Genomic DNA, 13,626 nt, shown 5'->3' with positions numbered 1-13,626 from the left:
GTACATGCCGGTCGTCGCCGGGATGGGCGGCAACGCCGGGACCCAGTCGATGGCCGTCACCGTCCGCGGCATCGCGCTCGGACAGGTGTCGCTCCCGACGGGTGGCCGGGCGGTGTTCAACGAGGTGGTCGCCGGTGCGGCGAACGGCGCGATCACCGGCACGCTCGTCGCGATTATCGCCACCGTGTTCAACCAGAGCCCGCTCCTCGGCCTCGTCCTCGGCGTCTCGATGGTGGTGAACCTCGTCATCGCGGGCTTCTTCGGCACGCTCATCCCGCTGGTCCTCAGCCGACTCGGCGAGGACCCCGCGACGTCGGCGACCATCTTCATCACCACCGCGACGGACGTCCTCGGCTTCCTCGTCTTCCTCGGGATGGCGCGGGCGGTGCTGGTAGGCTGAAGCGCCGCGCGCCCACGGCGGTACCGCCGCGCGCCCCACGGCTTTTTCTCCCGGGCCGTCGATGCGCCACGCATGAAGGTACTCTTGGGAATCGGGGGAGCGGACGACTCCCTCGACGCGCTGGAGCAGACGGTCGACCGTGCGCGCGAGGCCGGTGACGACCTCACGGTCGCCATCGTCGACAACCCCGCGTCGGACCGCTCGCCCGACGAGGTCGAAGCCCGCGTGCGGGAGGTCCTCGAGGCGGCGGGACTGGACGCGACGGTCCAACACCTCGAGGGCGACCCCGGGAGCGCCCTGGTCGACCTCTCCGAGTCCGGGAACTTCGACAAGATCGTCCTCGGCGGCGGCGAGACGAGTCCGATGGGGAAGATTCGCATCGGGAGTGTCGCGGAGTTCGTCCTCCTCAACTCACACGTGACGGTCTCACTGGTCCGATAATGAGCGAACGAATCTACCCCGACGACCCGGCCGAGGCGTTCGCGCCGCCGCCGGTCACGTTCGAGGACCGCGAAGAGCGCGGGATAACGATCAGAGCCTACGACGGGAGCGACGAGGAGGAAGAGGCGCTCGTCGAGATGTACGAGGCGTTCGACCCGGCCGACCGGGCACAGGGCATCCCGCCCGGAAAGACCGAGCGCATCCGGACGTGGCTCTCGAACATCCTCGACGAGGACTGTCTGAACGTCGTCGCGTGGGACGGCGAGACGGCGGCCGGCCACGCGACGCTCGTCCCCGACGGGGACGCGTACGAACTCGCCATCTTCGTCCTCCAGGCGTACCAGCGCGCCGGCATCGGCCGAAAACTCATGGAGGCGCTCCTCGGCTACGGTCGCGAGGAGGGCGTCGAGAAGGTGTGGCTCACCGTCGAACGGTGGAACAAGCCGGCGGTCGGCCTCTACAAGGACACCGGGTTCGAGACGAGCGACGCCGAGAGCTTCGAACTGGAGATGACCATCCGACTGGGCTGAACGGGTCCCCCCGCGGGGACGGCGACGACGGCTGACCGCGACGGGTGTGTGGAGACCGCAACACTCGTCCACGTGCTCGTCTTCCCTCCCAGTATGACCGAGGACAGACAGGCCACGTTCGGGGCCGACGGGAGCCTCGACACCGAGACGCCGCCGGAGGCGCGGGAGGGGACGACCGACGAGGGCGAGGAGAAGGGAGCACACGAGACGAACGGCGGCTACAACCGGTACGACGTCTCCAGCCTCCTCCAGAAGGCCGTCCGCCGGTCGGACGAACGCGTGGCCGCCTGGGCCGCGTGGGAACTCGCCCGTTCGGGGTACGCGTGGAACCTCTGGGACCGGCTGAACCTCTACGTCGTCGAGGACCTCCGCGCGGGCCAGGACGTCGCCCTCCAGGTCGCACGGTACGAGGAACTGGCGACGGAGCGGTGGGAGCCCGACTCGTGGGAGGGGCGACTCTGTGCGATTCACGCGGCGCTCGCGTGTGCACGCGCCCGCTCGTCTCGCGAGTCGGCCAACGCCGACGAGTGCTTCCGACTCGTCGCCGAGCGGCGGGCCGAGGCTGAAGCGGGCGAAGAGCCACCGGTCGACTTCCCCGTCGCTGACCTCGAACCGGGCGGGCCGTACGACGTGATATTCGACCAGCACACCGGCGAGGGCTCCCGCCAGGGGCGGGGGACCCGGTTCTTCAAGACCCGTGGCGCACGGGTCGGCCCCGAGACGGACGGCGAGGAGAGCAGACGCTGGCAACGGCTGGCGATGGTGCTGTCGGACGTCGACTACACCGAGGCGGAACTCGACCACGCGCTGTCACCCGTCTCCGCGGACGACCCCTGGGCCGAACCGGCCGACGAGGACCTCCGGGAGTAGCCGACGGCCGCAGGTGGGGTCCGCGGGTCTTCACCAGTGCCGGACGCCGGCCTCGAAGCCGTACACGACGGCCGTGTTGGCGACCTGTAGGCAGGCGTACGCGAGGGCGGGCGGCAGGAGCGACCCGCTCCGGTCGTACGCGTACGCCGCGACACCGAACGTCACGAGCTGGGCGAGGGCGAACAGGCCGCCGGTGACCGAGCCGACCCCGACGAGACCCGCGAGGAAGACGACGCAGACGAACAGCGCGGCCGGGAGGGACGCCAGGTCCCGGACCCACTCGGCGGCGATACGCTCTCGTCCGTACAGGCCGACGCCGAGGAGGAGCGAGAACGCCACGAGAGCGGCGAGTTTCCCCGCCTCCGGCACGGGCGTCAGCCGACCGGTGGTGTCGACCATCACGAACGCCGTCACCAGCGCCGTCACGACGAGCGCCGCGTCGCCGTCGACGGCTCGCTGGACGCTCCCCTGCACGAGCACCTGACACACGGCGACGACGACCGGAACGCCGACGACGAGGCCGAGTCCGGTGACGACGACCACCGGCCACACCGGCGCGTCGGCGGCGTACGCCGTCTTCGTGAGCGAGCCGTACGGGACGTCGTCGAACACGCCGACGAGTTTCGTCAGGCCGACGGCGACGAGTGGAACCGCGACGGCGAGAACGACGCGCGCCGCATCCGACGCCGACGGGAGTGCGAGTCCCACCTCGAGGTCACGAGCGACGGCGTACGCGACGGCGAGCGCGACGACACCGACGACGAACGGGCCGTCCGTCACCAGCACGTCGACCAGTAGGCCGCCGGACCGCGGCACGGAGACGAGGCTCGCGGTCAGGAGTTCGGTGACGACGCGTCGCCACAGGACCACCACGACGAGTGCGGCGGTGAGCGAGGCGAACGCCGCCACGAGCGGACGGGTCGGTCGGAGATGGGAGGGGAGGGACGCGGGGGACACGGACCGGAGCGACGACCACGGGGTACGAATCGCTGTCGGATGGGTTCTCACGGGTGATACTCGTCGGGAGGGGGTGGGCCCCGTGAGCTAGCTGTCTATTGGTAACATTCATCACGCTCGCGGTGCAAACCGGACCCGGCCGTGCCCGAAGAACGACCGCCCGTATCAGTCGAGTCGCTATCGCTCACCCACGAGGAGGCGTGGACGCTCCACGACGTCCTCCACACCCACCTCCAGCGGACGGGGACGGGTGAGGGCGAGGTGCCCACCGGCCCCGTCCGCGAGGCGTTCGAGCGACTCGACGACGGGACGCGGCGGTTCGAGCCCGCACACCTCGAAGCGATACAGCGGGTGCTGGCACGGGCACACCACACGAGACGGTGGGAAGTCGAGCGGCCACGGCTCGAAGCGCTGTTACACCGAGTCGCGGAGGCGCTCGACGGAGAGACGGAGAACTGAGAGCTCAAACGGAGAGGACCGGCTGTGAGGCGTACAGCAGGACGTACTCGGCCGCCTTCTCGAGCACCTCGCCGGGGTCACCGGTCACCGGTTGGCGCGGGACGACGATGAAGTCCGCGCCGACGTCCTCGGCGGTGTCGAGGATGGCGCTCCCGGGATGGCGGGTCTTCACCCGGGTGGAGAAGCCGAACGCGGTGGAGTGTGAGATGTGGACGTCGTTCTCGGCGGCGTACGCGGCGACGTTGTCCATGAACGCCTCGTGGTCGCCGACGACGCTCTCCTCGTCGATGGTCCCGTCCTCGATGGCGCGGACCACCTCTTCACCGAGGAGGTAGACGGCGTGGACCGAGGCGTCGTACTGCTCGGCGATGGAGACGGCGTACTCGACGGCGAGCGCGGACTCCTCGCTCCCGTCGACGGGGGCGAGGACGAGTTCGACGTCGAGCGAGTCCGACGGCGCGTGTTCCATGCGTGGGGGTGTGACGGCCGGTGGCAAAAACCCGTCGCCTCCGCGGGTGTCGGGTGCGGCTCTATCTCTGACGTGGGGCCGTGAGTACAGGGAGCCTACGCGGCAGTTGTCGTCCGTGGACGCGTCCCCGAGTCGGTGAGTGAGAACGAGGGCGCTGTCGAAAGCCTCTGTCGTTGATACTTCGTCCGGAGCGTGCTGAATACAGGGGCGTGATCATCACGAGTCAGCCGAGCAGGGGGCGTGAGTGGAATCGATAGAGCCGGACGGCTCTCTAACGTTTACGTCGAGACGCCCGTTGGTATGTCTATGAGTTTCGTCGATCTCACCCATCCGTTCGCGGATGGGATGCCGGGCTTCCGTATAGAAGCCGAAGACGGGACCGTTACCGAGTACACCGCCGAGATACGGCCGTTCCTCACTCACGAAGAGTCCGAATCATACTACGATGGAGAGTCCGCGTTCGAGGTCACGGAGATTACGTTTCAAACGTCGGTCGGCACGTACCTCGACTCGCCGTACCATCGCTACCCGACCGGTCGTGACATCGGCGACCTCGATATTGCCGAACTCGTGTTACCGGGCGTCGTCGTCGATGCCAGAGGGCTGGAGCCGTATGGTGAACTCGGTGTCGACGCCCTGCCCACCGACGGCGACTTGGCGAATCGGGCCGTCCTGTTCAACTTCGGGTGGGACGACCACTGGGGCACAGAGCAGTATCGGTCGTATCCGTATCTCGCAGACGCACTGATCGACAGACTGGTCGACGAAGACGTGGGTCTGGTCGGTGTCGATACGATCAATGTCGACGACCACCGCAATCCATCACGCCCCGCACATACGCGTTTTCTCGACGAGGAAACGTTCATCGTGGAGAACCTGACCGGATTGGACGCGCTCTACCGAGAGTCCTTCCGGTTCTTTGCGGTCCCGATCAAAGCGCAACAGACGGCTGCAATGCCGATTCGTGCGTTCGCAGAAGTACGCTGACCAACCCTGCTACCGTCAGCCTCTATGTCGGTCACGTCGGTACTGACAGAGGCCGAGTTGTAGCCGGAGACGCCGCTGAATGCAAGGGCCAAGTCGGGGCTCCGCGACGAGAGACTCCCGTTCTGGATGGGCTCTCTCGGCCGGAGTCTGCAGACGACAGCACAACGACGAGCACCAGGCGCTCTCGCTCTCCACAGGTCCGTGACAGCGTTCGGAGTGTCTCCACGAGTCTCGAGAGCGGCAGCAGGAGAACCGTCGGCCCCGTCGGTCAGTTCACGTCGTCGGACTCGGTAGCACGGGTGTAGATGAGAACGCCTTCGAGATCGGGGTCGTCGACGAGATTGTACGCCCGTGCCTCGACTCTGACGTCGGAGCCGTCCTTGCGACGGGCACGGTGAGTGACGCCCGTCGGGTGGTCGGGGGCTGTCAGGCGCTCCCGAAAACGTTCTTCTATCCGTTCTCGGTCGTCCGGGTGAACGAGTTCGAACGGTCCCATCTCCTTCACCTCGTCGGGAGTGTACCCCAGAATGCTCTCGACCGACCCCGAGACGAACACGATCTCGCCCGTCGAATCGACGACGGCAATCATGTCGGTGGCTCGTTCGACCACCTTCTCTAGGAACCGCCGCGTACGAGCAGCGTCTACCTCTGCACGCCGACGCTCGACCGAGTTCCGGATTCGGTGAGCCAGTAACTCGTAGGTGTCACTCCTGCCTTCCTTCTGGATGTAGTCGCTGACCCCCAGCGAAATCGCCTCGGACGCAATCTCCTCGCTTCCCCGTCCGGTGAACATGACGAATGGTAGCTCAGAGGAGTCCTCGCGGACGGCCCCGAGAAGCTCCAGTCCGTTCATCCCTGGCATATCGTAATCGCTCACGATACAGTCGACTGCGTCTGGGTCCGCGCGGAACCGTTCGAGGGCCGTCTCCGGGTCGAGTTCTATCGTGACGCTGAGCTGTTCGTCCGCTCGTGTGAGGAACTCCACTGCCAGCTCCGCGAACCCCGGCTCGTCCTCAACGTGAAGAAGAGAGATTGGTTTACCCACTTTCCACTGTTAGCAGTGTGGATTATTCAAGATAGACCCTCGGGCGTGGACGCTTCGTACTGAAAGCGTCGTCGTATCTTCTGTAGGGTGGTGCACGGACGCGTGCGCCGGAGCCTCGTTCCTCCACAACTGGGGTTCGCGCACGGCGAGGCGAGGGCCCCTCGCACGACGTTCGCTCACTGCGTTCGTTCCCACGCGCCGACTGGCGCAAGGCAGGGCGGTGGCGCGTGACAGTGCGCTCTCCGGAGCGTACCTCACGCGCGAGGGACGAGTGAGCGAGCACGGCGAGCGAAGGAATTCGGCTGGGGAGGGTGTGGCCTCACCGCACCCGTGCGCTGCGCGGTATCCGTGCCGTTCGGAGCAGCGAGCCATCAGCCACCACCGTTCGAGCGCGAGTGGGGCGTCTACTCACACAAGTGCAAGGAGGAAGCCCACGACTTCAGTCGTGGGTAACTGACGCGGGTCCACGCGGGATTTATGTCGTCGCCAGCGGAACCCCGAGGCAAGGATGTTCGAAACCATCGTCGTCGCCACCGACGGCTCCGAGAGCGTCCAGCGAGCGGTCGACGTGGCGCTCGACCTGGCCGGACGGTTCGAGGCGACGGTCCACGCCATCTCCATCGTCGACACGGACGAGATAGAGTCGTCGCCCGAACGTCTCCAGGACGAGATGGAGCGGGCGCTGAAGGAACAAGCCGAGGCGGCGCTCGCGGACGTGGCGGCGTCGACAGACCTCGACGTGACGACGTCGGTCCGGGTCGGGCGACCGGCGACGGAGATTCGCGAGTACGCCGACGCCCACGACGCCGACTTGGTCGCGATGGGCACGCGGGGACGACACGGCGAGAACCGCTTCCTCCTCGGGAGCGTCGCCGAGCGCATCGTCCGGACGTGCCCGATGCCGGTGCTCACGGTGCGGCAACTCGCCGCGGACGAGACGCTCTGAGGGGTGGGAAGACCGACTGGAATCCCGGCGATCGACCGACGAGAACCGGACTCAGACGTCGCTGTCAATCTGTATTTCTGAAGCAACGTTTAGGATACGGTTCGTCGTACGTGTCTACGGAAATGTCAACTTCGAATGTTCGACTGAACGATGAATCCGAACTGAACGGAGGCATGATAGTCGAACTGTTCAACGGTCTGGGGCATGACCACGAGGCGGCAATCGAAAGCGCATCGGAGTTCGAGACGGTCGGCGCGTGGAAGAACCATCAGTCCTTGAAGGCAGCTGTAACAGGGGCTGCCGCAGGGATGATTCCGGGCGTTCACTGGGTGTTGATGGGGGTCGATCTCACCTATCTCATCCACCTGATGGCGACGACTTCGTGGGGGGTCGGCGAGATTCACGGGTGCACCGTCGAACCGAAAGAGGACCTCGCGATCATACTTGGCTACTGGTCACATGCGTTCGGTCCCGAAGAGCTTCCCAACGCGATACTCATCGGAACACCAACTGGTCTGAGCGCGGGCGTTCTCGCGATGCAGGCGCCCGACGTCGCAACCAAGGTCGGCGGCAAGGTCGTCGGAAAGGAGATGACGAAGCCCGCGGTGAAGTTCGGGACGAAGGCGTTCGAGAAGGCGTCGCTCGCTCTCGTAAAGAAGGTCGCCGGGAAGGGTGGCGTCATCGGTGGGATCGGTGCGGGAGTGGCCGGCGCTGCGGGATCACAGCAGATAGGGGGAAAGATATCGGCGAAGATCTCTTCGAAGATCATGGCAAAGGTATCCGGGAAGGTGGCCGGGAAGATCGGAACGAAGGTCGCTGCCAAAGCCGGCGCAGGGATCATCCCGTTCGTCGGTGGAGTAGTTGGCGGGACGATCAACGTGTACTTCGTTCGGTCGATTACACGGGCGGCGGACGACTACTACGCCGAGAAAAGGCGGATCGAAACGGACGGACCGACCCTCGATTAGCACGGGTCCACCCCGGTACGGAACGGTGTGGTCGAACGAGGGAACCGAACTGGGGTGGAACGTGATGGGGCGACAGAGAGGCGAGACGCGACCCGAATCAATTGAGGAGCGAGAGTTGCGACGGGCGGAGCGCAGACCGTCCCACGCGGCTCCAAGACGGTTCGAGCAACGGAAATACTGCGGGAGAGAGGCACCCTTTTCCCGAGTCGACTACTGGACGCGGTATGGACGACAGCCTCATCGACGACGACTCGCTCTCGCTGTCGCGGAAGTCCCGGCTCCCGGGGAAGGGATTCTTCTACCCGGACTCGCTGGACGAGGAGTACGCCGAGGAACGGACGCGCGAGGCGGTCGAGGGCGCCGAAGCCGTCATCGTGGCCGACGCGGACGCCGACGGCCTCGGTGCCGTCGCGCTCATCCGGGAGGCGCGCGACGCCGCGCTCGCCGTCGCCCCGTTCGAGACGGAACTGACCGCCAGAGTCCGCGACGACGGGGCCGAGACCGGAGCCGACGTGAGCGTAGACGTCGACGGAGAGGACGCCGCGGACCCCGCTGAGGACGGAGAGAACGAGGCGAGAGCGGAGTCGCCCGTCGCACTCGTCGCCGCGAGTCCACACTCGCTCGGTGAGGCGCTCGAACGCGTCGCCGAGCACCTCGAACCGGACGCGGACGTCTACGTCTGTGACCTCTGTCCCGACAGCGTCGAGACGGTCGCCGCGTCGCTCGAGTCGGTCGCGTCGCGGGCGGGCGCGGTGCGGTGGTTCGACCACCACCAGTGGGACGAGGACGTCGCGGCGGCGGTCCGGGAACGGGGCGTCGACCTCGTCGTCGGCGACTCCGACGAGGAGTGTACGACCGACGTGACGCTCCGCTCGCTCGACTACGACTTCCCCGAGCGGTTCGCCGAACTCGCCGCGGTGACGCGCGACCACGACCTCTGGCTGAACGAGGACCCCCGTAGCGCGGACCTCGCGGACTACGCGTACTGGAGTTCCCCCGAGGAGTACGTCGCCGTCGTGGGCGCGTACGGTGCCGACCTGCCGGAGGCCGCGACGGAGTACGTCGAGTACCGCCGCGTCGAGAAGCGGGCGCTCGTCGACCGCGCGGTCGACCGCGCGGAGTTCACGCAGGTGGGGCCGTGGACTGTCGGCGTCACGTACGGGCGGTGCTCGCAGAACGAAGTCGCCGACGCGCTCCGCGAACAGGGCGCCGACGCCTCCGTGGTCGTCAAGCCGGCCGGGAGCGCCTCGCTCCGCGGGTCGGAGTCGTTCGAGCGCTGTCACGAGGTGGCCGCGCTCGTCAACGGCGGTGGCCACCCGAAGGCCGCCGGGTGCAAGCCGGACATCTACGACGACATGCTCGACTACGCTCACCACTGGACGACCGAAGGGGCGACGACGAAGCGCGTCATCCTCGCGGCGTTCGAGCGAGTCGCCGAAGCGGCCGGTGCGGGAGACGCGGACGAGGAAGGAATCGACACCGAGCGCTGAGCGGGCACGGCCCCAGCGACGGACGACGGTACCGTCGCTCGCGGGTGTGAGAGAACCGGAGGACGGGTCGTGGGGGAACGACCCGGGAAACCACCGGGGTGTGACGTCCGGTGACCACGGGGGGAGTGTGACAGCCTGCAACCCCGAAGGCATCGGTGCCTCTCCCCGCCTCCGTAATGAGCTTTCTGTCCGTGTCTGACGGGTGGCGTTCGAACGGCAGACGACTCGCCCCCGGCCGGCGGTTCGTTACTCGTCGCCGACGACCCAGCGGTCGGAGAAGGCGGTGCCCTCGGAGCTGTACGCGTACGCGTGGATGACGTCCCCCTCGGCGTAGAGGCCGCCAACCTCCTCGTTCTGCGCCTCGGCGAACGCGAAGACGAACTGGACGTTGCCGCCGTCGGGCGCGTCGCCGCCGCCGAGGTCACGGTCGATGTGGCCGTCGGTGTTCATCGCCTCCCGCGCGAACTCCATCGCGTCCATCCCGGTCCCCGAGGCGAACATCCGGCGCCCCTTGTCGCCGTCGACGACGAGGACGACGCCGTCGTCGACCTCCTCGCCGTAGTTGGCGATCTTCCCTTCGCTGTCGAGGAACGCGTGGGTGAGAAAGAGGGCGACGTCGTCGAGTCGCTCGCCCGCGAGGAACTCGTCGAGTTTGCTCATGTGTCCGGGGAGGAGAGACGGATACATAAGCCCGTCACACCGGAGCGACGAGCGGCCGGGGCGAACGCGAGCGCGGGAGAGGCGAGAGGCGCGAGACGTGAGAGGCGCGGCGCGTCAGTCGCGGCGGGTGTCGTCGTCGTCGCGTCCGTCGAGGGAGTCGGCGATGGCGCTGAGCGAGTCGCGCGGCGGTTCGGTGGCGCTGTAGACCGTCCGAGCGCCCGGGACGCGGACGCCGTACAGCGTGCCGGGGACGACCTCGTCGACTTCGACGGCGTCGCCGGGGCCCCGGTCCACCGCGGACGCCCACTCGACGAGGCGGTTCTCGCCGTCGCGTTCGCGTGCCATCCGTCGGTTGTCGTGGGCACTGCGGACGACGAGTCCCGCGGTGTCGCCGGTGACGACGGCGTGGAACTCGTCACCGTCGAGTACGAGTCGGACCACGTCACCCTCCGCGAGCGCCACCGCGTCGGGGAGGCGGAGACAGGGGCGGCGGGTGCCGCCGCTCCGCTCGAGGCTCGCACGGTGGGTCGTAACCGAGGGGTGGTCGCTGGGAACGCGTTCGGTCACTTACTCGTCGTCTTCGTCGGCCGCACCGAACGCGGCGGCGACGTCGCCGGACCCGGAGACGACCTTCGCGTTGATCTGGACCGTCTCGTCGGAAATCTGGCGGCCACGGACCGTGATTCGCTTGCGCTCGCCGTCACGGCTGGCCTTGTGGCCGACCCCACCGGTCGAGAGAATCTCCTTCAGGTCGGGGCCGTTGACGTCCGCGCGCATCGGCCGGCCGGCGGCGTCGGAGCCACCGGTGAGTTCGAGCGTGAAGCCGTCGAGTCCGACGGCGCCGCCGTCCACCTCGTCGCCGAGGTCACGGCCGAGGAAACGGTTCGCGTCCTGTCCCGATACCTCTGTCTGGTAGGTCGCGCCGGAGTCGGGGTCCGCGACGACCACCTGGAAGTCTGCCATGCCTGCGACTAAACCCACGGCCGATAAAAAGCGCGTCGAAACGACGGGCGACCGTGCGTCTCGGTACCACGCGCGGAGCGATGTCCCGAATCGCGTCCCGGAACGGGTGTCAGTCGTCCAATATATTCGCGCTTCGCTATTTTTGACGAATGCACATATCAACAGATATGATTATATTGTCTCGCGATGATAGTGAAGCGTGAATCTCGACGCCCACGACCACCGGGTCACGACTCGGTCGCCCGCGACGTGCATCGACGAGGAGGGTCGGCGACAGAGCCGCGAACAGGGCGGGGGTGGCCCGTGAACTACCGGAGCGTCGCGGACCTGAACGACGACATCAAGGCCTGGGCGCCGACGCTCGCACCGGTCGACCTCGTCGTCGGCGTCCCCCGGAGCGGCCTGCTGGCCGGTACCATCCTCGCGCTGCACCTCAACGCCCCGTTGACCGACCTCGACGGCTTCCTGGAGTCGCGGGCGTTCGCGACCGGGGAGCGGTTCGAGGGCGACCCGGACGCCCCGCCGGAGCGGGTGCTGGTCCTCGACGACAGCGTGTTGACCGGCTCCGCGATGACCGAGGCGCGTGACCGGGTCGCCGAGGCGTCGCTCCCGCCGACCGTCGACGTCGTCTTCGGGGCGGTGTACGTCAGCCCCGAGGGGAAGGACCTCGTCGACACCTACGCGGACGTCGTCCGGTTCCCACGCGTGTTCGAGTGGAACCTGATGCACCACCCGGGCGTCGTCCCGAAGAGCTGTTTCGACCTCGACGGGGTCCTCTGTCGCGACCCCACCCCGAGAGAGAACGACGACGGCCCGCGCTACCGCGAGTTCCTCTCGACCGTGGACCCGCTCGTCGTGCCCTCGAAACCCATCGGCTGGATCGTCACCGCACGGCTGGAGAAGTACCGCCCCGAGACGGAGGCCTGGCTGGCGAAACACGGCATCGAGTACGGCGAACTCGTCATGCTCGACCTCCCCGACAAGGAGACACGACAGCGACTCGGGAACCACGGCGAGTTCAAAGCCGACGTGTACCGCGAACTCGACGCGGTGCTGTTCGTCGAGAGCGACCACGGTCAGGCGATGGAGATCGCCCGGCTGGCCGACCGACCGGTGTACAGCGTCGAACACAACCAGGTCATCCGGCAGGACCGACTCACCGTCGTCCGCCGCGAGAGCCAACAGCACCTGCGGCGGTTCCGGGCGAACCCGGTGCGCTTCGTCAAGCGCGCCGGCGCGTACCTCGCCAACCAGGTGTACCGCCTGTCGTCGTGACCGGGTCGGAGCGGTGGGGTTGCCTCACCTCAGGCCGCCTCGAACTCCGGTTCCCACCGGAACCGCCCGTCCCGCTGGACGACGTCGCCGTCGACCTCGATCCGTGAGCGCTCGCTCACGTCCGTGATCATGTCCATGTGGACCGCAGAGTCGTTCGCCTGGTCCTCGTCGCCCTCCCGGAAGTTCGAGTGGTACGCCCGCCCCAGCGCGAGGTGGACGGTGTCGCCCATCTTCTCGTCGAAGAGGACGTTGTCGGTGAACCGGTCGATGCCGCGGTTCATCCCGACGCCGAGTTCGCCGAGGCGCCTCGCCCCCTCGTCGGTGTCGAGGACGTCGGCGAGCACGTCCTCACCCGTCTCGGCGGAGAAGTCGACGACCGCACCCTCCTCGAACGAGAGCCAGACGTTCCGCACCCGCTGGCCCTGCAGCGTCATCGGGACGTCGAAGAACACCTCTCCCTCGGTGTCGAACGGCGCGGTGAACACCTCTCCGGAGGGGAGGTTGTGCGAGTCGTACGCGACCGAGGCGGCGCTGTTGACCGCGACCCGCCCCTCGATGGACATGATGAGGTCCGTGTCCGGCCGGGCGTCGCGCTCGGTCACGAGACGGACCTCGCGGCCGGCGTCGAGCAGTTCCTTCAACTGGGCCATCTCGGCCGCGAGCGCCTCCCAGTCGCGGAGGACGGCCCCGTAGACGAAGTCGCGGTACGCCTCGAACGACATCCCGGCCTGCTGGGCGAGCGCCCGGGTCGGGTGGACGGTCGAGACCCAGCGGGTGTCGAGTCGTGCCTCGCGGGCGGGCTGGTGGACACGGGCGTACGCCGCCTGTCTGTCGCCGGCGACGTCGGCCGTCGCCGTCGTGTTCCGCGGCCCACCCAGGCGGAGCACGACGTCGGCGCGTTCGTAGAGCGCGAGTTCGGCGTCCGAGGCCACGAAGTCGCCGTCGTGAGCCCGCAGATACGCCCGGTCGAGTTCCGCCGAGGAGTAGGTCGTGACGACGCTCGCACCGCGCTCACCGAGTTCGGCACAGACGGCGACGGCGAGGTCGTGTGCGCCCTCGTCGACGCTGACGACGATGTCGTCGCCCCGTTCGACCCGGGCGCTCCAGTCGACTAGCGTCCGCGCGTGCTCGCGTATCCGTTCGTCCATGCGGACTCGAACACCCCG

At 67.6% G+C, this 13,626-nt stretch carries 17 protein-coding genes; 10 read left to right on the top strand and 7 right to left on the bottom strand.

Annotation, left to right across the window (positions count from 1 at the left end; all coding sequences use genetic code 11):
• The 4 genes from ACESK5_RS08725 to ACESK5_RS08710 all read left to right on the top strand — a co-directional run.
• A partial coding sequence (locus ACESK5_RS08725; protein WP_372911172.1) for a magnesium transporter occupies nt 1-400 on the top strand: 400 nt, incomplete at its 5' end.
• 72 nt (nt 401-472) lie between these two features.
• Nucleotides 473-841 carry a universal stress protein gene (locus ACESK5_RS08720; RefSeq protein ID WP_372911171.1) on the top strand — a complete coding sequence of 123 codons (369 nt, stop codon included), beginning with the start codon at nt 473-475 and terminating at the stop codon, nt 839-841.
• Nucleotides 841-1,371, top strand: coding sequence for an N-acetyltransferase family protein (locus ACESK5_RS08715; RefSeq protein ID WP_372911170.1), 531 nt, complete (start codon nt 841-843; stop codon nt 1,369-1,371). The genes ACESK5_RS08720 and ACESK5_RS08715 overlap by 1 nt, the downstream gene beginning before the upstream one ends.
• A 93-nt stretch (nt 1,372-1,464) precedes the next feature.
• Nucleotides 1,465-2,241, top strand: coding sequence for a hypothetical protein (locus ACESK5_RS08710; protein WP_372911169.1), 777 nt, complete (start codon nt 1,465-1,467; stop codon nt 2,239-2,241).
• Nucleotides 2,242-2,271: 30 nt separating this feature from the next.
• Here ACESK5_RS08710 and ACESK5_RS08705 read toward each other — a convergent pair whose 3' ends face one another.
• A complete protein-coding gene (locus ACESK5_RS08705) occupies nt 2,272-3,198 on the bottom strand; it encodes a hypothetical protein (RefSeq protein ID WP_372911168.1) in 927 nt (308 codons plus the stop codon).
• Nucleotides 3,199-3,339: 141 nt separating this feature from the next.
• On the opposite strand from ACESK5_RS08705, the gene ACESK5_RS08700 reads away from it, so the two are divergent.
• The gene (locus ACESK5_RS08700) at nt 3,340-3,657 is read left to right on the top strand and encodes a hypothetical protein (protein ID WP_372911167.1); all 318 of its coding nucleotides are present in this window, start codon (nt 3,340-3,342) and stop codon (nt 3,655-3,657) included.
• A 4-nt stretch (nt 3,658-3,661) separates the two neighbouring features.
• On the opposite strand, the gene ACESK5_RS08695 is transcribed toward ACESK5_RS08700, so the two are convergent.
• Nucleotides 3,662-4,126, bottom strand: a complete 465-nt coding sequence (locus tag ACESK5_RS08695; RefSeq protein ID WP_372911166.1) for a universal stress protein — start codon at nt 4,124-4,126, stop codon at nt 3,662-3,664.
• 306 nt (nt 4,127-4,432) lie between these two features.
• Between ACESK5_RS08695 and ACESK5_RS08690 the strand changes: the two genes are divergently transcribed.
• Nucleotides 4,433-5,113, top strand: a complete 681-nt coding sequence (locus ACESK5_RS08690) for a cyclase family protein (protein ID WP_372911165.1) — start codon at nt 4,433-4,435, stop codon at nt 5,111-5,113.
• A gap of 268 nt (nt 5,114-5,381) precedes the next feature.
• Here the strand turns inward: ACESK5_RS08690 and ACESK5_RS08685 are convergent, their stop codons facing one another.
• Complete coding sequence (locus ACESK5_RS08685) at nt 5,382-6,158, bottom strand: PAS domain S-box protein (RefSeq protein ID WP_372911164.1); 777 nt, start codon at nt 6,156-6,158, stop codon at nt 5,382-5,384.
• A 508-nt stretch (nt 6,159-6,666) separates the two neighbouring features.
• On the opposite strand from ACESK5_RS08685, the gene ACESK5_RS08680 reads away from it, so the two are divergent.
• From ACESK5_RS08680 to ACESK5_RS08670, 3 genes are all read left to right on the top strand, one after another.
• Nucleotides 6,667-7,104, top strand: a complete 438-nt coding sequence (locus ACESK5_RS08680) for a universal stress protein (RefSeq protein ID WP_372911163.1) — start codon at nt 6,667-6,669, stop codon at nt 7,102-7,104.
• Between the two features lie 173 nt (nt 7,105-7,277).
• The gene (locus tag ACESK5_RS08675) at nt 7,278-8,072 is read left to right on the top strand and encodes a hypothetical protein (RefSeq protein ID WP_372911162.1); all 795 of its coding nucleotides are present in this window, start codon (nt 7,278-7,280) and stop codon (nt 8,070-8,072) included.
• A gap of 224 nt (nt 8,073-8,296) precedes the next feature.
• Nucleotides 8,297-9,562 (top strand): DHH family phosphoesterase, encoded by a 1,266-nt coding sequence (locus ACESK5_RS08670; protein WP_372911161.1) that lies wholly within the window; start codon nt 8,297-8,299, stop codon nt 9,560-9,562.
• Between the two features lie 246 nt (nt 9,563-9,808).
• Here ACESK5_RS08670 and ACESK5_RS08665 read toward each other — a convergent pair whose 3' ends face one another.
• From ACESK5_RS08665 to ACESK5_RS08655, 3 genes are all read right to left on the bottom strand, one after another.
• Nucleotides 9,809-10,222, bottom strand: coding sequence for a DUF5807 family protein (locus ACESK5_RS08665; protein ID WP_372911160.1), 414 nt, complete (start codon nt 10,220-10,222; stop codon nt 9,809-9,811).
• Nucleotides 10,223-10,336: 114 nt separating this feature from the next.
• Nucleotides 10,337-10,789 carry a hypothetical protein gene (locus ACESK5_RS08660; protein ID WP_372911159.1) on the bottom strand — a complete coding sequence of 151 codons (453 nt, stop codon included), beginning with the start codon at nt 10,787-10,789 and terminating at the stop codon, nt 10,337-10,339.
• The gene (locus tag ACESK5_RS08655; protein ID WP_372911158.1) at nt 10,790-11,185 is read right to left on the bottom strand and encodes a 30S ribosomal protein S6e; all 396 of its coding nucleotides are present in this window, start codon (nt 11,183-11,185) and stop codon (nt 10,790-10,792) included.
• Nucleotides 11,186-11,488: 303 nt separating this feature from the next.
• Here ACESK5_RS08655 and ACESK5_RS08650 point away from each other — a divergent pair, with 303 nt between their 5' ends.
• Complete coding sequence (locus ACESK5_RS08650; RefSeq protein ID WP_372911157.1) at nt 11,489-12,460, top strand: orotate phosphoribosyltransferase; 972 nt, start codon at nt 11,489-11,491, stop codon at nt 12,458-12,460.
• Nucleotides 12,461-12,489: 29 nt separating this feature from the next.
• On the opposite strand, the gene ACESK5_RS08645 is transcribed toward ACESK5_RS08650, so the two are convergent.
• Nucleotides 12,490-13,608: an aminopeptidase gene (locus ACESK5_RS08645; RefSeq protein ID WP_372911156.1), complete on the bottom strand. Its 1,119-nt coding sequence runs from the start codon at nt 13,606-13,608 to the stop codon at nt 12,490-12,492.
• Nucleotides 13,609-13,626 lie beyond the last annotated feature (18 nt).

It is taken from the genome of Salinigranum sp. (genome assembly GCF_041641895.1).
Classification (GTDB): Archaea; Halobacteriota; Halobacteria; order Halobacteriales; family Haloferacaceae; genus Salinigranum.
The sequence above is the reverse complement of the archived record's forward strand: the minus strand, read 5'-3'. Positions and strand labels throughout refer to the sequence as shown.